Genomic DNA, 20,671 nt, shown 5'->3' with positions numbered 1-20,671 from the left:
ACCCGACCGGATGTTGATCCTCGCCATCGATACTGCCCTCGACCATTGCGCCGCTGCCGTGCTGGATACTGATTCGGCCTTGATGCGGGCGCAGGAGACACTCCCGATGAAGCGCGGCCACGCGGAGGCCCTGATGCCGCTGCTCGCGCGCGTGATGCAGCAATCCGGCGTCGGTTTCGCCGATCTCGACCGCATCGCGGTGACGACCGGCCCCGGGAGCTTCACGGGGTTGAGGGTCGGGCTCTCCGCCGCCCGCGGCATCGGATTGGCCGCCCACAAGCCGGTCGTCGGCGTGACCACGCTGTCCGCCTACGCGGCGCCGATCGTCAGCGAGGACCGCGCCAACCCGGTAATCTCGGCGATCGATGCCCGGCACGACCATGTCTACTACCAAGTCGTGAGCGGCAACGGCGAGGAGCTGGTCGCGCCCCAGGTGGCTGCGCTGGACGACGTTCTGGCGGTCGCGCGGCTCGGCGCCCCACACCTCGTCGGCAACGCCGCGGCGCTGCTGGCCGAGCGGTGGCCGAAGGAATCAGCCGCGCCAGTTGCGGTCGACTCGCAAGACGGACCCGACATCGGCTGGGTCGCCTGGCTCGGCGCGGCCGCCGACCCGGTGCACGCGCCGGCGCGGCCATTCTATCTGCGCGCACCCGACGTCAAGCCGCCCGCCGGCGCAACGCGTCAACCGGTGCAGACGGCCATCTCGTCATGAACATGTTCTTCCGCTGGCTCGGCAGCCCCAAACCGTTGATCGAAGCGGCCTCGCTGCGCGACGCCGCCAGACTCGCCCAGATCCACGCCGCCTCGTTTCACCGCGGCTGGGGCGAAGGCGAGTTCGAGGCGATGCTGGCCGAGCGCAACACCATGATCCATCGGCTGCGGCTCGGGCGGAAGCTCATAGGCTTCATCGTCTCGCGGATCGGCGCGGACGAAGCGGAAATATTGTCAGTTGCACTTGACCCAAATCAGCGCGGCCGTGGATTTTCTCGTGATCTGTTGCTGCAGCATCTCGGGCACCTTGCGGGGCGCGGGGTCCGGACGGTCTTTCTCGAAGTGGAGGAAAACAACCAGCCGGCCCGCCGACTCTATGAACGCGCCGGATTTGCGACCGTGGGCCGTCGGGAACGCTATTACCTTCAGCCCGGCGGGGAACAGTTGAATGCGCTTCTGATGCGCCGGGACTTGTCGTAACCTGCGCTTGGTGGCAGAAAGCGCATCCTTGAGGCGAGACACGATGACCTCCTCCTTGAAAACTACGCCAGCGCTCAATTCCACCGGAATCGAGGCCCGCTGTGCCGCCACCGGCATGCGCATGACCGAGCAGCGGCGGGTCATTGCCCGCGTGCTCGCGGAAGCCTGCGACCATCCCGACGTCGAGGAGTTGTACCGGCGCTGCGTCGCCGTCGACGACAAGATCTCGATCTCCACGGTCTATCGCACCGTGAAGCTGTTCGAGGATGCCGGCATCATCGAGCGCCACGATTTCCGCGAGGGCCGCGCCCGCTACGAGCAGATGCGCGACAGCCATCATGATCATCTGATCAATCTGCGCGACGGCAAGGTGATCGAGTTCACCTCCGAGGAGATCGAGAAGCTGCAGGCCGAGATCGCCCGCAAGCTCGGCTACAAGCTGGTCGACCACCGGCTGGAGCTGTATTGCGTGCCGCTCGACGAAGAGACGAATGGCTGACGTAGCGCCGGCTTCGAACTTCGATCTCGTCATTTTCGATTGCGATGGCGTGCTGGTCGACAGTGAGGTGATCTCCTGTCAGACGCACGCCGACGTGCTCAGCCTGTGCGGCTATCCGATCACGACCGAGCAGGTGTTCGCGCGGTTCCTGGGCCGGTCGCTGAAACAGGCGAAGCTTGAGGTCGAGGCCGAACTCGGCCGCAGCCTGCCCGACGATTTCAACCCGAAACTGCAGGATCGCCTGTTCCGCGCCTTCGAGCAGGACCTCGCGGCCATCGACGGGATCATGGAGGCGCTCGACACCATCGACGTGCCGGTGTGCGTCGCCTCCTCCGGATCGCACCAGCGCATGCGCGTCAGCCTCGGCGCCACCCGGCTCTACGATCGCCTCGCCCCGCACATCTTCTCATCCTCCCAGGTCGAGAACGGCAAGCCCGCGCCCGATCTGTTCCTGTTCGCGGCAGCGCAGATGAAGGCGCGTCCCGCGGCCTGCGTGGTGGTCGAGGACAGCACGGCCGGTATCCGGGGCGGTGTCGCCGCCGGCATGACGGTGCTTGGGTTTCACGGCGGCAGCCACTGCCGGCCCGGGCACGCCGACGACCTGCGCGCCGCCGGCGCCACCCTGGTTTTCGACGACATGCGGCAGTTGCCGGCGATTCTGAGCCGGCTGGCCGAGAAAAAGCCTGCGATCGCTGGATTTCCGGCCCCCTAGTCTATATCTGAGCGCGGCGCCAATTGGGCGCGCCTCCGACTGCATGCAAGGGTTCATGACGCCGCCGCGCAAGCTGCACATCAAGTCCTATGGCTGCCAGATGAATGTCTACGATGCCCAGCGCATGGTGGACACGCTGGGGCCTGAGGGCTTCGTCGAGACCGCCGAGGCCAGCGACGCCGATCTCGTGATCCTCAACACCTGTCACATCCGCGAGAAGGCCTCCGAGAAGGTCTATTCGGAGCTCGGGCGGCTGCGGGTCGCCAAGGAGGACGCCGCGCGGGCCGGCCGGACGATGCAGATCGCCGTGGCCGGCTGCGTGGCGCAGGCGGAAGGCCAGGAGATCATCACCCGCGCCCCCACCGTCGACGTCGTGGTCGGGCCGCAGAGCTACCACCATCTGCCGCAGCTCCTGGCCCAGGCCCGCCGCGGCGAGCGGGCGATCGAGACCGAATTCCCGGCCGACGACAAGTTCGGCTTCCTGGCGAAGCCCAGCCGCGAGGCCATCCGCGCCCGCGGCGTCTCGGCCTTCGTCACCGTGCAGGAAGGCTGCGACAAGTTCTGCACCTTCTGCGTCGTGCCATATACACGCGGCAGCGAGATGTCGCGCGCGGTGGCGCGCATCGTCGACGACGTGGCGCAGCTCGCCGACAACGGCGTTCGCGAGATCACTTTGATCGGCCAGAACGTCAACGCCTATCACGGCGAAGGCCCCGACGGCCGGCCCTGGACGCTGGGTCGGCTGCTCTACAGGATTGCCGAGATTCCGGGGGTGGCGCGGATCCGCTACTCGACCAGCCATCCCAACGACGTCGACGACAGCCTGATCGCGGCGCATCGCGATCTCGCAGCGGTGATGCCGTTCGTGCATCTGCCGGTTCAGTCGGGATCCGACCGCATCCTGAGCGCCATGAACCGCAAACACACGGCGACCGATTATCGCAAAGTCGTCGACCGTTTCCGCGCCGTCCGTGACGACATTGCATTCTCTTCGGATTTCATCGTCGGGTTCCCGGGCGAGACCGAGGAAGATTTTCGCGCCACCCTCGCCCTGATCGACCAAATCGGCTACGCTGCGGCCTATTCGTTCAAGTATTCGCCGCGTCCGGGAACTCCGGCAGCGGACATGCCGGAGATGGTGTCAGCGACCGAGATGGACGAGCGATTGGAGCGCCTCCAGAGCTTGATCGACAGCCAGCAAGCAGCCTTCAACAAGGCCGCGATCGGCCAGGTCGTCGACGTGTTGTTCGAGCGGCCAGCGCGCAGGCCCGGGCAGCTCGTCGGACGGACCGCGTATCTGCAGCCGGCTCACGTCATGGCGTCCGACGACATCATCGGCCAGGTTCTGCCGGTGCGGATCGACAGTCTCGAACGCTACAGCCTGCTCGGCGAGCTCGTCACGGCCGCGCCGGCAGTGATCTCCCCCACGCCCCTCGTGTCCATCGGAGGCTGAGCACTTGCCCAAGAGCGCATCGGATTCGTCTTCCCTCGCTCCCAGCCGCAAGTACGACCGCGACATGTCCATGCCCCCCGAGACCCAGGTCGTCATCGATTTCGACGACAACCGCGCCGCATCCGCCCTGGTCGGCCCCTACGGCCAGAACCTGGCGCTGGTCGAACGACGCCTCGGCGTCGTCGTCGATTCCCGCGGCAACCACATCACCATCGGCGGCACCCGCGACGGCTGCGATGCCGCGCGGCGCGTGCTGGAATCGCTCTATGCGCAGGCCGTCAAGGGCCAGGATCTGGCGCAGGGCGACGTCGAGGGCGCGATCCGCGCCGTGGTCGCGCAGGGCTCGCTGTTCGAGTTCGACGCCAAGAACGCCAAGAACGCGTTCGAGAGCATCAACCTGCGCAAGCGTCCGGTGCGCGCCCGCACCGCCGCGCAGGATTCCTATATCCGCGCGCTGAAGCGCCACGAGCTGGTGTTCGGCATCGGTCCGGCCGGCACCGGCAAGACCTGGCTCGCGGTCGCGCATGCAGCGCAGCTGTTCGAGCGGAAGGAAGTCGACCGCATCATCCTCTCACGCCCGGCTGTCGAAGCCGGCGAGCGGCTCGGCTTCCTGCCTGGTGACCTCCGCGAGAAGGTCGATCCCTATCTGCGCCCGATCTACGACGCGCTGTACGATCTGATGGATGCGCGCATCGTCGAGCGTGCGCTGCAGGCCGGCGAGATCGAGATCGCGCCGCTCGCCTTCATGCGCGGGCGCACCTTGACCAATGCCGCGATCATTCTCGACGAGGCGCAGAACACGACATCGATGCAGATGAAGATGTTTCTCACGCGCCTGGGCGAGAACAGCCGCATGATCATCACCGGCGATCCCTCGCAGGTCGATCTGCCGAACGGCCAGACGTCGGGCCTCGCCGAGGCCGCGCGGCTGCTCGACGGCGTCGACGGGATCGCGCAGGTCAGGTTCACCGGCGAGGACGTCATTCGCCACGAATTGGTGGCGCGTATCGTCGCCGCCTATGAGAGCCCAAAGGCGCGCTGACCCCGAGAGCAAGCTCGCCGATCGGCGCGTGATCCAAGCGCCATCCGCACAGAACGACCAGGATGCCACAAAGTCCCATTCCAACCACCGAGGTGATCGTCGCCGCCGACTGCTGGCAGGACCAGCCCGACGCCGAGGACGTCATACATCGCGCCATCGTCGCCGCCGCCGAGACGGTCGACGCGGACGTCGGCGACGCCGAGATCGCGGTGATGCTGACGGACGACGACGGCATCCGCACCCTGAACAGCAATTGGCGCGGCATCGACAAGCCGACCAACGTGCTGTCGTTTCCGGCGCTGCAGCCGACCGGCCCGCGTGGCGACGACGACGCGCCGCGCATGCTAGGCGACATTGCCATCGCCTACGAGACGCTGCGGCGCGAAGCCGACGAGGAGCAGAAGCCGTTCGACCAGCACCTCAGCCATCTCGCGGTGCACGGCTTCCTGCACCTGATCGGCTACGATCACGAGACCGACGACGAGGCCGAGGAGATGGAGGCGCTCGAGCGCGAGATCCTGGCCCATCTCGGCATCCCCGATCCCTATGCCGACCGGGAGCGGACGAATTGATCATGGCCGACTCCGAACCCATTCACGACAATCCGCGCAACACGCGCAATCTTCCGGCCGTGGTGCCGGCATCCGAGCTCGGCCGCTCGCCGAGCGAGAACTGGCTTTTTCGCGCGCTGCGCAATCTGTTCGGATGGAAGGGCGGCGGATCGGTGCGCGACGACCTGCAGGTCGTGCTCGACGCCTCGACACCCGACGACATCGGCTTCTCCGCGGTCGAGCGCACGCTCCTGCGCAACATCCTCGATCTGCACGAGCGGCGGATCGCCGACGTGATGGTACATCGCGCCGACATCGTCGCGGTCAGGCGCGACATCACGCTCGGCGAGCTGATGAGCCTGTTCGAGAGTGCCTCGCATTCACGGCTCGTGGTCTACAACGACACGCTCGACGATCCCGAGGGCATGGTCCACATCCGCGACCTGCTCGCCTTCACCACCGCACAGGCGCGCGTCTCGGACGAGGTCAAGGCGCGGCGCAAGAAGCCGCTGCCGGCCGGGCTCGACCTGAAGGCAGTCGACCTCTCGATGCCGCTGTTCGAGGCCAACATCATCCGCAAGCTGCTCTATGTGCCGCCATCGATGCGCGCGATCGATCTGCTGGCGCAGATGCAGGCCTCGCGCATCCATCTGGCGCTGGTGGTCGACGAATATGGCGGCACCGACGGACTGGTCTCGATCGAGGACATCGTCGAGCAGATCGTCGGCGAGATCGACGACGAGCACGACAGCGACGAGCCGCCGGCGATCGTGCGGCAGGCCGACAACGCCTTCATCGCGGACGCCCGCGCCAGCCTCGACGACGTCCGCCGGGTGATCGGCGAGGAGTTCGTGACGGGCGAGGCCGGCGAGGGCGTGGAGACGCTCGGCGGCTATCTCGTCAACCATGTCGGCCGGCTGCCGGTGCGCGGCGAACTGATCTCCGGCCCCGGCAATTTCGAGGTCGAGGTGCTCGATGCCGATCCGCGCCGGGTCAAGCGGCTGCGCATCGCGCCGCGCAAGGAACGCCCCACGCCCCGCCCGCCGCGCGAAAGCCGGCGTCGAGACGTTGCGCCGGAAGTGACCCTGCCGGACACGGACGTCCCGGCCGAGCCGCCGCCGGCAGAGGCCGGCCCTGCGCCGGTCCATGACGATAGCAGCCCGCCAAGGGGCGACGGAGCCAGCTCACAGTGATCCGCCCATCGACGATTCGCGGCCTCGCCATCGGCGTTGTCCTGGCCTGGGGCTGGAAGCGTGCGGCGATCGCGCTCGCTGCCGGCGCGCTCTCCTCGCTGGCGATGGCCCCGTTCAACGCCTGGCCGGTGCTCGCGATCACCTTCCCGGTGCTGGTCTGGCTGATCGACGGCGCCGCGGCGGGACGGCGGCGCGGCATCCCGGCTGCCGCCTTCACCGGCTTCTGCTTCGGCATGGGCTATTTCGTGCCGGGCCTGTACTGGATCGGCAACGCGTTCCTGGTCGATGCCGACACCTTCGCCTGGCTGATGCCGTTCGCCGTGCTGGGCCTGCCGGCCTATCTCGCGCTGTTTCCGGCGCTGGGCTTCGCCTTGGCCCGGTTGATCTGGACGCGTGATGCAACCCGCATCCTGGCGCTCGCCGTCTGCCTGACCGCGAGCGAATGGCTGCGCGGCCACGCGCTGACCGGCTTCCCCTGGGACACGTTCGGCTATGCCCTGTCGCAGCCGCTCGCGCTGGCGCAGGCGGGCTCGCTGATCGGGATCTGGGGCATGACGTTCCTGGCAATCGCGATCTTCGCCAGCCCCGCAGTGCTGATCGACGGCAAGACCTGGCGTGAGCGCTGGCGGGCGCCGGCCGCGGCCGCCGCCCTGCTCGTGACGATGGGCGTGTTCGGCGTCATCCGGCTCGGGCTGCATCCGACCGCCTTCGTCGCCGACCTCAAGCTGCGGATCATGCAGCCGAACCTGCAGCAGGACGTGAAGTTCAACTATGGCGCCAAGGCCGACGTCATGCGCCGCTATCTGGCGCTGTCGGACCGCGCCTCCGGCCCGAACGCCACCGGTGTCCGGGACGCCAACGTCCTGATCTGGCCGGAATCGGCGTTCCCGTTCTTCCTAACCCGCGAGGCGGACGCGATGGGCCAGATCGCCGACCTGCTGTCACCGGGCACGGTGCTGATCACCGGTTCGGTCCGCGCCCCCGACGCGCCTCGCAACACCCCGATCACCCGGGCCTACAATTCGATCTACGTGATCGATCACGACGGCACCGTGCTGTCGGTCTACGACAAGCTCCATCTGGTCCCATTCGGCGAGTTCCTGCCGTTCCAGACTCTGCTGGAGCGGATCGGGCTCGAGCAGCTCACGCGGGTGCAGGGCGGCTTCATCCCCGGCACGGTGCGACGCAACCTGGACGTGCCACACGCCCCACGTGTGCTTCCTTTGATCTGCTACGAGGCGATCTTTCCGAGCGACAGCGTGCCGAGCGAAGAACGACCGGGCTGGATCGTCAACCTGACGAACGATGGCTGGTTCGGCATATCGACCGGTCCTCATCAGCATCTGCAGCAGGCGCAGTGGCGCGCGATCGAGCAAGGACTTCCATTAGTTCGATCTGCGAACACCGGCATCTCCGCAGTGATCGATCCGGTCGGCCGTATCGTTAAGCAATTGCCTCTCGGCGCAGAGGGCGTGCTGGATTCCGCGCTGCCTGTTGCGTTGCAGCCGACCGTCTATGCAAGGCTCGGCGACATTCCGGTTGCGATCCTGTTAGTGATCGCCCTGAGCACCGTCGTTCGCAGACGTGTTGCTCAAAAGCTTCCCTGACGACAGCAAGATCTCGATTCTTTCCGGGTCCGTAAGATTTTTTTTGACAAGCAAAACCCCAAGTGTTGACAGATAGCTGCTGCAATTCGCATTCTCGCGCGGCAGCATGAGCCGTCCAGTTCGTTGCTCGGCCGTCTTCGTTAGTACGACATGCGAACAGAAATTGACGGTGTGAGCGCCTGAGGCATACTGCGACCGCCTCGTTCCGAGGCCCATTCTAAGGAGTTGAGAGATGTCGACGAAAGCGCCCAACCCTGTTGACAAGCATGTCGGCAGCCGGGTGCGGATGCGCCGTATCATGTTGGGCATGAGCCAGGAAAAACTTGGTGAGGCTCTCGGACTCACGTTCCAGCAGATACAGAAGTACGAAAAAGGCACCAATCGAGTCGGCGCCAGCCGGATTCAGCAGATATCGGAGGTTCTGCAGGTCCCGGTCTCCTTCCTGTTCGAAGGGGTCCCGAGTGGCGGGACCAACGGTGAAGCTTTCGGCGAAGGCGCTTCGCCCGCCTATGTGTCTGATTTCCTGGCGACCTCCGAAGGACTGGCGTTGACCCGCGCATTCACGCGGATCCACGATTCGAAGCTTCGTCGCAGCATCGTCGACCTGGTCGAGCAGATCGCTGATCGCGAAGCTCCGGAAGAAGGCTAGCTGATGCGCCGGCGCTGACATTCCTATCGTGATCACTCTCATAGGAATGTCAGCGCCCTCGGGGGGCCATCAGCGGGGCACGTTTGCGGACGACGCGCTGGGCACGCTTCATTCCGCAGACGAATGAACCGATAGACAGGTTGGATCACGACCAATAGAGCGCGATGGCTCCCCTTCGGGAAAGGCTATCGCGCTCTAAATCTTTTTATGCACATGTGGCCTGGAACTCCGGCGTCCCGGCCGCCAACCCGCCCCGCGACGCGCCAGCGCGCCCAACCGCCTGCTACCACTTCGTAACCATCGAGAACGATTTACAAAGCTCATGACAACCAGCAGCAGCAGCCCGTTCGATAGTCGCACAATTCTCGAAGGCATCCGCCAATGGGTCGAGATCGAGACCCCGACCGAGGCGCCTGATCAGGTCAACAAGCTGGCTTCCCTTGTCGCGGATGGTTATCGGGGGCTCGATGCCACGATCGAACGGATCGCCGGACGCGACGGCTGCGGCGACCACCTCGTCGCACGGTCGTCGTGGGGACAGGACGAGCCTGGCATCCTGGTCCTGAGCCATCTCGACACGGTGCATCCGATCGGGTTCATCGCGCGGCTGCCGTTCTCGGTCGACGGCGACGTCGCGTACGGTCCGGGGATCTACGACATGAAGGGCGGCGCGTATCTCGCCTTCCACGCCTTTCGTCAACTCTGCGCAGGCGGTCAAAAATCGCCGCTCGGCATTACTCATTTGTTCGTCTCGGATGAAGAGATCGGCAGCCCGACCTCGCGCGCGCTGATCGAGGAGGAAGGCCGCAAGGCCAAATACGTCCTCGTCACCGAGCCCGCGCGTGACGGCGGCAAGATCGTGACCGGACGCAAGGGCGTGGCGCGGTTCGACGTGACGATCCGCGGCGTGCCCGCGCATGCCGGCGCGCGTCCACAGGATGGACGCAGCGCGATCCGCGAACTCGCCAACGTCATTCACGCCCTCGAGGCGCTCAACGACCCCGCCCGCGGCATCACCGTGAATGTCGGCGTCGTGCGCGGCGGAACACGTCCGAACGTGATCGCCGAGGAAGCTTATGCCGAGGTCGACGCACGGCTGCCGACGCCTGCCGATGCCGAGGAAATCCTGCCCAAGATCCTGGGGCTGACCTCGCGCAGCGATGGCGTCACGGTCGAAGTGAGCGGCGAGGTGAACCGGCCGCCTTACGTCAAGGGCAACGCCGGCGCCGCCCTGTTCGAGCATGCGAAATCGCTCGCCGACGAAATCGGCTTCGAGCTGATCGACACCTATACCGGCGGCGGTTCCGACGGCAATTTCACCGCACCGTTCACGGCGACGCTCGATGGGCTCGGCGTCGATGGCAAGGGCGCGCATACGCATTACGAGCAGATGTACATCTCCTCGATCGAGCCGCGGACAAGGCTGCTCTACCGCCTCTATGAAACGCTGCGATGAGCACCGCAATCAACATGCCCGTCGACGACGACAATCACACCGACACCGCGGCCCTGCATGGTCAGGGCTCGTTCTTCGGCCGGCGCAAGGGCCACAAGCTGCGGGCGCATCAGGCCGACCTGGTCGGCAACCTGCTGCCGCATCTCGCGCTCGATCTCGCCGCTCCCGCGGATGCCGTGCTGCCCACGCTGTACGATCCGCCGGTCGACGCGCTGCGGCTGGAGATCGGGTTTGGCGGCGGCGAGCATCTTGCCGCCGAAGCAAAGGCGTTTCCGACCACCGGCTTCATCGGCTGTGAGCCCTATGTCAACGGCATGGCCAAGATCCTGTCGGCGATCGAGGCCGACAACATCGGCAATATCAGGCTGCTGGCCGGCGACGCCGCCGAACTGCTGGCCTGGCTGCCGCCGCGATCGCTGCAGCGGATCGACCTGATCCATCCCGATCCCTGGCCGAAGCGGCGGCACTGGAAGCGGCGTTTCGTGCAGGATGCGACGATCGCCGCGATGGCGCGCGTCCTGAGGCCCGGCGGCGAGTTCCGCTTCGTCAGCGACATCGCCGACTATTGCGCCTGGACGCTGTGGCATCTGCTCCGGTCGCCCGAGTTCGCCTGGACGGCCGAGCGCGCCGACGACTGGCGTCTGCCCTGGCCGGGCTACACCATGACGCGCTACGGACGGAAGGCGACGCGCGAAGGCCGCGTCGCCAACTACCTGATCTTCCGCCGGCGCTGACCACTGCGCCGTGGGCGTCATTCAATGCCGTGTCTTCCAGAACGCGACGACCCGCTCGGCGGTCGATGGCAGCAGGCGCGCGTAGTTGACCCTGATCGCATCGATGTCGCGCTGCGCCGGCACGCGTTTCGGTCCGAGGCGCAGCAGGATCAGTGTGTGCACGGTGCGCCAATCGAGCCCGATCATGCGCCCCAGGATCAGAAGCGGATCGTGACGATCGCCCGACATGAGCCGGTCGAGCGTCGCGATCTTCAATCCCGTCATTGCGGCGAGCGCCGCGATGACCTCCTCGTATTTGTGCTCGGATGCGAAGCCGAACAGCGCCGACTGGTCCAAGGCACCGGCTTCATACAGCGACAGGATGGTCCGCTGCGCCGGCACGAAATTGCGCGTGCTGTCTGTTGCCTGTGCCGCATCGGCGAGCTCGGCGAGGGCCTGCTTGATCCTCGCCTGCTTGTCCGGCGGCACCACATCGAACAGCCGCCGCCTGACGACATCGAGCGCACCGGCCAGCAATTGTCGCATATGATCGTCGGAAACATCGTCGCGCCGGCCGACCGTGAGCGTCAGCACGCCGTCTGAACTCGCGCGGTGGATCAGCGCGGCATAGCCGCGCGGGGAAAACGCGGCGCCATCATTGGCAGCGGTCCGCCGCACCACGTCGCGATCACCACGGCGCACCAGCACATCGGTCATATCGGCCGACAGGCGCGTCCGCTCTGCCATCGCGAGCAGATGTCCCTGGCTCTTGTCGCGCGCAATGGCGATGAGCACGGGATCGTCGAGCACGAGCGAACGGCGCAACAGCGGACCCGCCACCGCAACCTCGTCGTCGCGCGCCAGCCGGCTGACGACGGCACGGGGCGCCCTGAGGAGCCGCGACAACCGCTCCGCCAGATCGATCCGCGTCGGCAGATCCGCGAACGGGACCAGATCGATCAGGAGACCGTCGAACAGATTGATGTGCTCGGGACGCAGCTTCGTCGCATCCTCGAAGAACAGGTCGGCGATGCGGCGCGTGGCCTCGAGGCCGCGTTCAGCATGGCCCTGCCTGACGATCCGGCCGAGGCCGGGGATCAGCGCGGTTGCCGGGGTCATGACGTCTACTCGATACGCAACACGACACGTTTCCGTGCGCTCCGCTCCGTGCGGCACGACTACGGAGGCGAAAAGCGCGAACTCAGCTCATTTTTAAGCGATCTTGGTGAATGAAGGGTTAGACCCTGCGGCATTCGGCCGTTCCCGGTCGGGGAAAACGATCCGATCCGCACTCCTGGCGCGGAGCAGATTCCCAGTTCCAGGCGCCGTTTGAGCCGACACGACCCTTGCCGTCAGGCGGCAAAGCGGCTATATGAGCGCCATCAAACATCATCTCATATACGATCGCGTAGTGAGGGTGGGCCCTTCCGGACCCGCTCTTTTTTGTTACCTGGATCGCTCCGCCACGGGCGGGATCGGTCCGGTGAGCGCGATCGAACAGGCCCGACGGCCCAACCAAGCAAGACACGCGATCGACGCCTCGATGACGGAACCTACGTTCGCAACCGCTGACACCGACCTCCTGACCGAGCCCCGTCTCGTCGTTGAGCCGGGCGTCGCGGCGCGCGTCGCGGCGGTGGCTGACCCCGTGCTGCAGGGAATGGGGTACCGTCTGGTGCGGATCCGCATCTCCGGCGAGGCCGGCTGCACCGTCCAGGTGATGGCCGAGCGCCCCGACGGCACGATGCAGATCGAGGATTGCGAGGCGGTGTCGCGGGCGCTGTCGCCGGTGCTGGATATCGCCGACCCGATCGACCGTGCCTACCGGCTCGAGATCTCCTCGCCGGGGATCGACCGGCCGCTGGTCCGCCGCTCCGATTTCGAGCGCCATGTCGGGCATCTCGTGAAGATCGAGATGGCGGTGGCGCATCAGAACCGCAAACGCTTCCGCGGCATCATCAAGGGCGTCGAAGGTGACGGCGTCCGCATCACCCGCGACGACGTCGCCAAGGACCAGGATGCCGATGTCGTGCTGCCGATGACCGACATCGGCGACGCCAAGATGGTGCTGACCGACGAGCTGATCGCCGAATCCATGCGCCGCGGCAAGGCCGCCGAGCGTGAGAAGAAGCGCGAGCTTGGCATCGCACCGCCGCTGGCGCCGCACGCCAAGCCGGCGGCCCAGGCCAAGCCGAAGCCGAAGTTGAAAGACAAGCAGCCGGCCAAGAAGCCGCTGCCGACCAACACCAAGAAACATCGCCTCGCTGCCGACCGCGCGCGCAGGGGCGAGATCGATCCTGATTAGAGGAGACTTGAGCCATGGCCGTCAGCGCCAACCGGTTGGAACTGCTGCAGATCGCCGACGCCGTCGCGCGCGAGAAGTCGATCGACCGCGGCATCGTGATCGCCGCGATGGAAGACGCGATCGCCAAGGCCGCCCGCGCCCGCTACGGCAGCGAGACCGACGTTCATGCCGAGATCGATCCGAAGAAGGGTGAGCTGCGGCTGTCGCGCCACATGCTGGTGGTCGAGAAGGTCGAGAACCCCTCCAACCAGATCTCGCTGGATGATGCGCGCCGCGCCAACCCGGGCGCCCAGATCGGCGACACCATCGCGGACACCCTGCCGCCGCTGGAATATGGCCGCATCGCCGCGCAATCGGCCAAGCAGGTCATTGTGCAGAAGGTGCGCGAGGCGGAGCGCGACCGGCAGTACCAGGAGTTCAAGGACCGCATCGGCGACATCGTCAACGGCGTCGTCAAGCGCGTCGAGTATGGCAGCGTGATCCTCGACCTCGGCCGCGGCGAGGCCATCATCCGCCGTGACGAGATGCTGCCGCGCGAGGTCTTCCGCAACGGCGACCGCGTCCGCGCCTATGTGTTCGACGTGCGCCGCGAGACCCGGGGACCGCAGATCTTCCTGTCGCGCACCCATCCGCAGTTCATGGCCAAGCTGTTCGCGCAGGAGGTACCGGAGATCTATGACGGCATCGTCGAGATCAAGGCGGTCGCTCGCGACCCCGGCTCGCGCGCCAAGATCGGCGTTGTCTCCCGCGACTCCTCGGTCGACCCCGTCGGCGCCTGCGTCGGCATGCGCGGCTCGCGCGTGCAGGCCGTGGTGAACGAGCTGCAGGGCGAGAAGATCGACATCATCCCCTGGTCGCCGGATATCGCGACCTTCGTGGTCAACGCGCTGGCGCCGGCCGAAGTCGCCAAGGTCGTCATCGACGAGGACCGCGAGCGCATCGAGGTGGTCGTCCCCGACACCAACAACCAGCTCTCGCTGGCGATCGGCCGCCGCGGCCAGAACGTCCGGCTCGCCTCGCAGCTGACCGGCTGGGACATCGACATCCTGACCGAGCAGGAGGAATCGGAGCGCCGCCAGGCCGACTTCGAGAATTCCACCCGCGTGTTCATGGAATCGCTGAACGTCGACGAGGTCGTCGGCCAGTTGCTGGCGTCCGAAGGCTTCACCTCGGTCGAGGAGCTCGCTTTGGTCGACCTCAAGGATCTCGCCGGCATCGAGGGCTTCGACGAGGAGACCGCGACCGAGCTGCAGACCCGCGCCCGCGAATTCCTCGAGCAGCAGGAAGCCGAGCTCGAGGCCAGGCGCAAGGAGCTCGGCGTCGAGGACGCGGTGAAGGACGTGCCCGGCGTCACCACCAAGATGCTGGTCAAGTTCGGCGAGAACGACATCAAGACGGTCGAGGACCTCGCGGGCTGCGCCACCGACGATCTGGTCGGCTGGACCGAGCGCAAGGAGGGGGGCGAAGCCACCAAATTCCCCGGTTTCCTCGACGGTCTCGATGTCTCCCGCGATGACGCCGAAGCCATGGTCATGCAGGCCCGCGTCAAGGCCGGCTGGATCAGTGAGGCTGACCTCGCCAAGGCCGAAGCCGAGCCCGAGAATGAGGACGAAACGACCGAAGGACAGCCCGCCTGACCCGTTTGGCTCGCCCCATGGACACCGCAATGACCCCCACCCTGACCCAGCTCGCTTGAGATGAGGAGCCGCATCACCGCATGCTCGCTTTGGCCGACCCCGAGCTCGACAATGGACCGCGGACCGAGAAGTCCGCGACCATGCGCATGTGCGCGGTCAGCCGCGAAGTGCGGCCGATCGGCGAGCTGATCCGCTTCGTCGTCGGCCCGTCGGGCGAGGTCGTGCCCGACATCAAGCGCAAGCTGCCGGGGCGGGGCTTGTGGATCACCGCCTCGCGCCAGGCGGTTGCGGAGGCGGTGCGGCGTCACCATTTCAGCCGAGGCTTCAAGACAAACGTCCGCGTCCCGCCTACCCTTCCCGAAGACCTGGAAGCCTTGCTGGCCCGCAGCGCGATCGAAGCGCTGGGGATTGCCGCCAAGGCGGGCGAGGTCGTCTCCGGTTTCTCCAAGGTGGAAGCGGCGCTGTCGCAGCGGCAGTCACGGTCGACCTTGGCAGCCCTCGTCCATGCTGCGGACGGTGCAGCCGACGGGATCCGCAAGCTCGACGCGCTGGTGCGGCCGAACGCCGAGGGTCAGGGCCAAGCCCCGACAATTCCGATCATCTGCTGTCTCACTTCGGCAGAATTGGATTTGGCACTTGGGCGCTCAAATGTGATACATGCTGCCGTGCTCGCAGGCCCGGCGAGCAGGACATTCCTGTCGCGCAGCCAGACACTGGTCCGATACCGGTCGGCCGACGCTGACAAGATTGCCGGAACCGCGGCCACGAAATCTGCTTCGACTTCGAAGACATAGCGACGAATACGCGACGATTGCACGAATGGGACGGTGCGGCAGACCCGCACGCAGGTAAACGAGATTAGGACGACTGAATGGCCGACAACAACACTCCGGGCGACAAGAAACTGAGTGTCCCGACCAAGACCTTGACGCTGAAGCCGCGCGTCGAGACTGGCACGGTGCGCCAGAGCTTCCCACATGGCCGGAGCAAGCAGGTGGTGGTCGAGAAGCGCGGCACCAAGCGCCGTGTCGGCGATGGGGCGCCCGATGCGCCGCACGCGCCGGAGCCGACCGTCGCCAAGGCGCCGACGCCGCCGCCGGCGAGCAACCGCCCGTCCGGGCCGCGGTCGTCCGGTCCACAGCGCAGCGGCTCCGGCGTCGTGCTCCGCACCCTGACAGAGGACGAGCGCTCGGCGCGCGCCAGCGCGCTGGCCGACGCCCGCGTGCGCGACATCGAGGAACGCCGCCAGGCCGAAGAGGAAGCCCGCCGCCGCGCCGAGCGCGAAGCCGCCGAACGCGCCGAGCGCGAGGCTGCCGAGGCGCGCCGCAAGGCCGAGGAAGAGCGGCACCGTCACGAAGAGGAAGCCAAGCGCAAGGCCGAGCTCGAGGCCAAGAAGCGGTTCGGTGAAGGCGAGGCGCCCCGTCCGGCGACATCCGCGCCGCAGCCCGCCGCCACCGCACCGGCCCGCTCGACGCCCGCCCCCGGCAGGCCCGTCGGCGCACCGGGCAGCCGGCCGCAGCAGATTGGTGGTCCGAGCTCGCGGCCCGGCGGCGCCCAGCCGGCGGGCGCCCGCCCGGCCGGCGCCCGTCCTGCCGCAGGCGGCCCGCTCGGCCGCGCGCCGGCGGCGGTTGCCGCCGGTCCCGACGAGGATGAGGGTCCGCGCCAGATCCGCAGGGGGCCCGGCGGAGCCGCACGTCCCGCGCCGCCGCCGAAGACCACGCACAAGCCGGGTCCGCAGAAGCAGCGCGGCCGCTTGACGGTGGTCACGGCGCTCACGGCCGACGATGTGCGCGAGCGCTCGATCGCATCGTTCCGCCGCCGCACGCAGCGCCTGAAGGGCCATGCCGCCAACGAGCAGAAGGAGAAGCTCGTCCGCGAGGTGACGATTCCGGAAGCCATCACCATCCAGGAGCTGGCGAACCGCATGTCGGAGCGCGCGGTCGACGTGATCCGTCTGCTGATGCGCCAGGGCGCGATGCACAAGATCACCGACGTGATCGATGCCGACACCGCGCAGCTGATCGCGGAAGAACTCGGCCACACGGTCAAGCGCGTCGCCGCCTCGGACGTGGAAGAGGGCCTGTTCGACGTCGTCGACGATTCGACCGACACCGAGCCGCGCTCGCCGGTCGTCACCGTCATGGGCCATGTCGACCACGGCAAGACCTCGCTGCTCGACGCGCTGCGACACGCCAACGTGGTCTCGGGTGAAGCCGGCGGCATCACCCAGCACATCGGCGCCTATCAGGTGACCGCGCCGGATTCCGGCAAGAAGATCACCTTCATCGACACGCCCGGCCACGCCGCGTTCACCGCGATGCGCGCCCGCGGCGCCAAGGTCACCGACATCGTCGTGCTGGTGGTCGCGGCCGATGACGGCGTCATGCCGCAGACGATCGAGGCCATCAACCACGCCAAGGCGGCGAAGGTGCCGATGATCGTGGCGATCAACAAGATCGACAAGCCCGACGCCCGTCCCGAGCGCGTCCGCACCGAGCTGCTGCAGCACGAGGTGCAGGTCGAATCGCTGGGCGGCGAGGTCGTCGACGTCGAGGTGTCCGCCAAGAACAAGACCAATCTCGATCGTCTGCTGGAGATGATCGCGCTGCAGGCCGACATCCTCGACCTCAAGACCAATTCGGATCGCCCGGCCGAAGGCACCGTGATCGAAGCCAAGCTCGATCGCGGCCGTGGTCCGGTCGCCACCGTGCTGGTCCAGCGCGGCACCTTGCGGGTCGGCGACATCATCGTCGCCGGCGCCGAGATGGGTCGCGTCCGCGCCCTGATCTCGGACCAGGGCGAGACGTTGCAGGAGGCAGGCCCGTCGGTGCCGGTCGAGGTGCTCGGCTTCAACGGTCCTCCGGAAGCCGGCGATCGTCTCGCCGTCGTCGAGAACGAAGCCCGCGCCCGCCAGGTCACCAGCTACCGCGCGCACCAGAAGCGCGAGAACGCGGCAGCCTCGATCTCCGGCATGCGCGGTTCGCTCGAGCAGATGATGTCGCAATTGAAGACTGTGGGCCGCAAGGAGTTCCCGCTGATCATCAAGGCCGACGTGCAGGGCTCGCTGGAAGCCATTCTCGGCTCGCTGGAGAAGCTCGGCACCGAGGAGGTCGCCGCCCGCATCCTGCATGCCGGCGTCGGCGGCATCAGCGAGTCCGACGTCACGCTGGCCGAAGGCTTCAACGCCGCGATCATCGGCTTCTCGGTGCGAGCCAACAAGGAAGCGGCCGCACTCGCCAAGCGCAACGGCATCGAGATCCGCTACTACAACATCATCTACGACCTCGTGGATGACGTGAAGAAGGCGATGAGCGGTCTCCTGGCCCCCACGCTTCGGGAAACCATGCTCGGCAATGCGCAGATCCTGGAGGTGTTCAACATCTCCAAGGTCGGCAAGGTCGCCGGCTGCCGCGTCACCGACGGCACTGTCGAACGCGGCGCCAATGTCCGCCTGATCCGCGACAACGTCGTGGTTCACGAGGGCAAGCTGTCGACCCTGAAGCGCTTCAAGGACGAAGTGAAGGAAGTGCAGGCCGGCCAGGAATGCGGCATGGCCTTCGAGAGCTACGGCGACATGCGTGTCGGCGACGTCATCGAGTGTTATCGCGTGGAGACCATCCAGCGCTCGCTGTAAGTCCGAATCCTACAGAGCGCTGCAATTCGAGCGAGCAGCGATTCCGTGAACATGCGGAATCGCCGCGCCTCTTGAACTTAACGAAGCGTCGTTGAACTCAATCAGAATGATCCTCTCGCCCGTGCTCACGCCGGGCGACGATCCATTGGATTTTTGAAAAATGCCTCGCCATCACCAGAGGGGAAGCGCCGCTTCCGGCGGCTCGCAGCGTCAGTTGCGCGTGGCCGAGACCGTGCGTCACGCTGTCGCCGACATTCTCAGCCACGGTGACGTGCACGATCCGGACCTGGAGGGACACATCATCACGGTGCCCGAAGTCCGCATGTCGCCCGACCTGAAGCTCGCCACGATCTACATCATGCCGCTCGGCGGACAGGATACGGACGTCGTGCTCACGGCGCTGGAGCGCAACAAGAAGTTCCTGCGCGGCGACATCGCGCGGCGCGTTAACCTGAAATTTGCACCTGACATCCGCTTCCGCGTCGACGAGCGATTCGACGAAGCGGAACGGATCGAGAAATTACTGCGAACACCCGCGGTGCAGAGAGACCTCAATTCGGATTCGGAAGAGAGCTGATGACCATTCCCCCCGAAACCGGCACTGTCGACGCGCCGAGCGCTGAACCGACCGCGGCCAAGGCGATCCATTCCGCCGACGGACGCCCGTTGCGCGACAACAATGATCCGCGCAACAAGCAGCGCCAAGGAAACGGTCAGGGCAACCAGCCGCGCCGCGATCGTCGCGACGTCCATGGCTGGGTCGTGCTCGACAAGCCGATCGGCATGACCTCGACCCAGGCCGTGGCGGTGGTGAAGCGCCTGTTCCAGGCAAAGCGCGCCGGCCATGCCGGCACGCTCGATCCGCTCGCCTCCGGCGGCCTGCCGATCGCGCTGGGCGAAGCCACCAAGACGGTCCCCTTCGTGATGGACGGCCGCAAGCGCTACCGCTTCACCGTGACCTGGGGCGAGGAGCGCGATACCGACGACACCGAAGGACGGGTCGTCGAGACCAGCGACAGCCGGCCGGATGCCGCGGCGATCCGGGCGCTGCTGCCGCAATTTACCGGCCGGATCGAGCAGACGCCGCCGCGCTATTCCGCGATCAAGGTCCAGGGCGAGCGCGCCTACGATCTCGCCCGCGACGGCGAGGTCGTCGAGCTGCAGCCGCGCCCGGTCGAGATCCATGAACTGACCCTCGTCGACCAGCCCGACACCGACCATTCGGTATTCGAGGCGGAATGCGGCAAGGGAACCTATGTCCGGGCGCTGGCCCGCGACATGGGCCGCCTCCTCGGCTGTTACGGCCATATCAGCGCGCTCCGGCGGACCCTGGTGGGTCCGTTTACCGAGAACGACATGATTCCGCTGGAACAGTTGGAGGCTTTGTGCAATAGAGCCGCGTCCGGTGAGGGAAGCCTCGCCGACGCACTCCTGCCCGTTGAGACCGCGCTGGACGACATCCCGGCACTGGCCGTCACTCGGGCTGATGCGGCAAGGCTCCACAGGGGCCAGGCCGTTTTGTTGCGCGGACGGGATGCGCCCAATAGTAGCGGCACAGTCTATGTCACGGTCGCAGGCCGCCTTCTGGCGCTTGCCGAAATTGGCAATGGCGAACTCATCCCCAAGCGCGTGTTCAACCTGACCGGACTGACTGCCAGCTCCGGTCGCAACGAAAGAGACTGACGATGTCGGTGACCGCAGAGCGCAAGGCGGAAATCATCAAGGCGAACGCCACCAAGGCCGGTGATACCGGTTCTCCCGAGGTGCAGGTTGCGATCCTGTCGGAACGCATCAACAACCTGACCGGCCATTTCAAGACCCACGGCAAGGACAATCACTCCCGCCGCGGCCTCCTGAAGCTGGTGTCGACCCGCCGTTCGCTGCTGGACTATCTGAAGAAGAACGACGAGGCGCGCTACAAGGCGCTGCTCGAGAAGCACAACATTCGTCGTTGAGCTTCGCTATGGAATGAGCGCGCGCGTCATTGCGCGCGTTGACGACATGATCCTGAGGACGCCGCACGCGCGGC

The 20,671-nt window shown here is 66.5% G+C and carries 20 protein-coding genes; 19 read left to right on the top strand and 1 reads right to left on the bottom strand.

Annotation, left to right across the window (positions count from 1 at the left end):
- The first annotated feature begins 10 nt into the window (after positions 1-10).
- From tsaB to QX128_RS16390, 12 genes are all read left to right on the top strand, one after another.
- The gene (gene tsaB, locus QX128_RS16445) at positions 11-712 is read left to right on the top strand and encodes a tRNA (adenosine(37)-N6)-threonylcarbamoyltransferase complex dimerization subunit type 1 TsaB (RefSeq protein ID WP_315803919.1); all 702 of its coding nucleotides are present in this window, start codon (positions 11-13) and stop codon (positions 710-712) included.
- Entirely contained in the window at positions 709-1,191 is a 483-nt protein-coding gene (gene rimI / locus QX128_RS16440; RefSeq protein WP_315803920.1) for a ribosomal protein S18-alanine N-acetyltransferase, read from the top strand. The genes tsaB and rimI overlap by 4 nt, the downstream gene beginning before the upstream one ends.
- A gap of 43 nt (positions 1,192-1,234) precedes the next feature.
- Positions 1,235-1,690 (top strand): Fur family transcriptional regulator, encoded by a 456-nt coding sequence (locus QX128_RS16435; protein ID WP_315803921.1) that lies wholly within the window; start codon positions 1,235-1,237, stop codon positions 1,688-1,690.
- On the top strand, positions 1,683-2,402 hold the full coding sequence (locus QX128_RS16430) for an HAD family hydrolase (protein ID WP_315803922.1): 720 nt from the start codon (positions 1,683-1,685) through the stop codon (positions 2,400-2,402). The genes QX128_RS16435 and QX128_RS16430 overlap by 8 nt, the downstream gene beginning before the upstream one ends.
- 55 nt (positions 2,403-2,457) lie before the next feature.
- The gene (gene miaB / locus QX128_RS16425) at positions 2,458-3,855 is read left to right on the top strand and encodes a tRNA (N6-isopentenyl adenosine(37)-C2)-methylthiotransferase MiaB (RefSeq protein WP_315803923.1); all 1,398 of its coding nucleotides are present in this window, start codon (positions 2,458-2,460) and stop codon (positions 3,853-3,855) included.
- 64 nt (positions 3,856-3,919) lie between these two features.
- Entirely contained in the window at positions 3,920-4,897 is a 978-nt protein-coding gene (locus tag QX128_RS16420; RefSeq protein ID WP_316215359.1) for a PhoH family protein, read from the top strand.
- Between the two features lie 62 nt (positions 4,898-4,959).
- Positions 4,960-5,469, top strand: coding sequence for an rRNA maturation RNase YbeY (gene ybeY / locus QX128_RS16415; protein WP_315803925.1), 510 nt, complete (start codon positions 4,960-4,962; stop codon positions 5,467-5,469).
- A 2-nt stretch (positions 5,470-5,471) separates the two neighbouring features.
- Positions 5,472-6,641: a hemolysin family protein gene (locus tag QX128_RS16410; protein WP_316237960.1), complete on the top strand. Its 1,170-nt coding sequence runs from the start codon at positions 5,472-5,474 to the stop codon at positions 6,639-6,641.
- Positions 6,638-8,248, top strand: a complete 1,611-nt coding sequence (lnt, locus tag QX128_RS16405) for an apolipoprotein N-acyltransferase (RefSeq protein ID WP_316237959.1) — start codon at positions 6,638-6,640, stop codon at positions 8,246-8,248. The genes QX128_RS16410 and lnt overlap by 4 nt, the downstream gene beginning before the upstream one ends.
- Positions 8,249-8,480: 232 nt before the next feature.
- On the top strand, positions 8,481-8,897 hold the full coding sequence (locus QX128_RS16400; RefSeq protein ID WP_006615449.1) for a helix-turn-helix domain-containing protein: 417 nt from the start codon (positions 8,481-8,483) through the stop codon (positions 8,895-8,897).
- 322 nt (positions 8,898-9,219) lie between these two features.
- Positions 9,220-10,353, top strand: coding sequence for a M20 family metallopeptidase (locus QX128_RS16395; RefSeq protein ID WP_316179044.1), 1,134 nt, complete (start codon positions 9,220-9,222; stop codon positions 10,351-10,353).
- Positions 10,350-11,087, top strand: a complete 738-nt coding sequence (locus tag QX128_RS16390) for a tRNA (guanine(46)-N(7))-methyltransferase TrmB (protein WP_316237958.1) — start codon at positions 10,350-10,352, stop codon at positions 11,085-11,087. The genes QX128_RS16395 and QX128_RS16390 overlap by 4 nt, the downstream gene beginning before the upstream one ends.
- Before the next feature lie 21 nt (positions 11,088-11,108).
- On the opposite strand, the gene QX128_RS16385 is transcribed toward QX128_RS16390, so the two are convergent.
- Positions 11,109-12,185: a DUF2336 domain-containing protein gene (locus QX128_RS16385; protein WP_316237957.1), complete on the bottom strand. Its 1,077-nt coding sequence runs from the start codon at positions 12,183-12,185 to the stop codon at positions 11,109-11,111.
- Positions 12,186-12,609: 424 nt separating this feature from the next.
- On the opposite strand from QX128_RS16385, the gene rimP reads away from it, so the two are divergent.
- From rimP to rpsO, 7 genes are all read left to right on the top strand, one after another.
- Positions 12,610-13,371, top strand: a complete 762-nt coding sequence (rimP, locus tag QX128_RS16380; protein ID WP_316179039.1) for a ribosome maturation factor RimP — start codon at positions 12,610-12,612, stop codon at positions 13,369-13,371.
- Between the two features lie 14 nt (positions 13,372-13,385).
- A complete protein-coding gene (gene nusA, locus QX128_RS16375) occupies positions 13,386-15,008 on the top strand; it encodes a transcription termination factor NusA (RefSeq protein ID WP_316179038.1) in 1,623 nt (540 codons plus the stop codon).
- Positions 15,009-15,088: 80 nt separating this feature from the next.
- Positions 15,089-15,802, top strand: a complete 714-nt coding sequence (locus tag QX128_RS16370) for an RNA-binding protein (protein ID WP_315803932.1) — start codon at positions 15,089-15,091, stop codon at positions 15,800-15,802.
- A gap of 77 nt (positions 15,803-15,879) precedes the next feature.
- Positions 15,880-18,642, top strand: coding sequence for a translation initiation factor IF-2 (gene infB, locus QX128_RS16365; protein WP_315803933.1), 2,763 nt, complete (start codon positions 15,880-15,882; stop codon positions 18,640-18,642).
- A 160-nt stretch (positions 18,643-18,802) separates the two neighbouring features.
- Positions 18,803-19,219 carry a 30S ribosome-binding factor RbfA gene (gene rbfA, locus QX128_RS16360; RefSeq protein WP_315716923.1) on the top strand — a complete coding sequence of 139 codons (417 nt, stop codon included), beginning with the start codon at positions 18,803-18,805 and terminating at the stop codon, positions 19,217-19,219.
- Positions 19,219-20,325, top strand: coding sequence for a tRNA pseudouridine(55) synthase TruB (gene truB, locus QX128_RS16355; RefSeq protein WP_316237956.1), 1,107 nt, complete (start codon positions 19,219-19,221; stop codon positions 20,323-20,325). Before rbfA ends, truB begins: the two co-directional genes overlap by 1 nt.
- A gap of 2 nt (positions 20,326-20,327) precedes the next feature.
- On the top strand, positions 20,328-20,597 hold the full coding sequence (gene rpsO / locus QX128_RS16350) for a 30S ribosomal protein S15 (protein WP_015663225.1): 270 nt from the start codon (positions 20,328-20,330) through the stop codon (positions 20,595-20,597).
- Positions 20,598-20,671: the final 74 nt, after the last annotated feature.

It is taken from the genome of Bradyrhizobium sp. SZCCHNR1015 (genome assembly GCF_032489875.1).
In the GTDB taxonomy this organism is placed as follows: domain Bacteria; phylum Pseudomonadota; class Alphaproteobacteria; order Rhizobiales; family Xanthobacteraceae; genus Bradyrhizobium.
This window is presented reverse-complemented; position numbering and strand designations above follow the sequence as displayed.

What these genes read in the sequence shown, in the direction of transcription:
- tsaB (WP_315803919.1), top strand. Translation starts at nt 11, where the DNA reads ATGTTGATCCTCGCCATCGATACTGCCCTCGACCATTGCGCCGCTGCC.
- rimI (WP_315803920.1), top strand. Translation starts at nt 709, where the DNA reads ATGAACATGTTCTTCCGCTGGCTCGGCAGCCCCAAACCGTTGATCGAA.
- QX128_RS16435 (WP_315803921.1), top strand. Translation starts at nt 1,235, where the DNA reads ATGACCTCCTCCTTGAAAACTACGCCAGCGCTCAATTCCACCGGAATC.
- QX128_RS16430 (WP_315803922.1), top strand. Translation starts at nt 1,683, where the DNA reads ATGGCTGACGTAGCGCCGGCTTCGAACTTCGATCTCGTCATTTTCGAT.
- miaB (WP_315803923.1), top strand. Translation starts at nt 2,458, where the DNA reads ATGACGCCGCCGCGCAAGCTGCACATCAAGTCCTATGGCTGCCAGATG.
- QX128_RS16420 (WP_316215359.1), top strand. Translation starts at nt 3,920, where the DNA reads ATGTCCATGCCCCCCGAGACCCAGGTCGTCATCGATTTCGACGACAAC.
- ybeY (WP_315803925.1), top strand. Translation starts at nt 4,960, where the DNA reads ATGCCACAAAGTCCCATTCCAACCACCGAGGTGATCGTCGCCGCCGAC.
- QX128_RS16410 (WP_316237960.1), top strand. Translation starts at nt 5,472, where the DNA reads ATGGCCGACTCCGAACCCATTCACGACAATCCGCGCAACACGCGCAAT.
- QX128_RS16400 (WP_006615449.1), top strand. Translation starts at nt 8,481, where the DNA reads ATGTCGACGAAAGCGCCCAACCCTGTTGACAAGCATGTCGGCAGCCGG.
- QX128_RS16395 (WP_316179044.1), top strand. Translation starts at nt 9,220, where the DNA reads ATGACAACCAGCAGCAGCAGCCCGTTCGATAGTCGCACAATTCTCGAA.
- QX128_RS16390 (WP_316237958.1), top strand. Translation starts at nt 10,350, where the DNA reads ATGAGCACCGCAATCAACATGCCCGTCGACGACGACAATCACACCGAC.
- QX128_RS16385 (WP_316237957.1), bottom strand. Translation starts at nt 12,185, where the DNA reads ATGACCCCGGCAACCGCGCTGATCCCCGGCCTCGGCCGGATCGTCAGG.
- rimP (WP_316179039.1), top strand. Translation starts at nt 12,610, where the DNA reads ATGACGGAACCTACGTTCGCAACCGCTGACACCGACCTCCTGACCGAG.
- nusA (WP_316179038.1), top strand. Translation starts at nt 13,386, where the DNA reads ATGGCCGTCAGCGCCAACCGGTTGGAACTGCTGCAGATCGCCGACGCC.
- QX128_RS16370 (WP_315803932.1), top strand. Translation starts at nt 15,089, where the DNA reads ATGCTCGCTTTGGCCGACCCCGAGCTCGACAATGGACCGCGGACCGAG.
- infB (WP_315803933.1), top strand. Translation starts at nt 15,880, where the DNA reads ATGGCCGACAACAACACTCCGGGCGACAAGAAACTGAGTGTCCCGACC.
- rbfA (WP_315716923.1), top strand. Translation starts at nt 18,803, where the DNA reads ATGCCTCGCCATCACCAGAGGGGAAGCGCCGCTTCCGGCGGCTCGCAG.
- truB (WP_316237956.1), top strand. Translation starts at nt 19,219, where the DNA reads ATGACCATTCCCCCCGAAACCGGCACTGTCGACGCGCCGAGCGCTGAA.
- rpsO (WP_015663225.1), top strand. Translation starts at nt 20,328, where the DNA reads ATGTCGGTGACCGCAGAGCGCAAGGCGGAAATCATCAAGGCGAACGCC.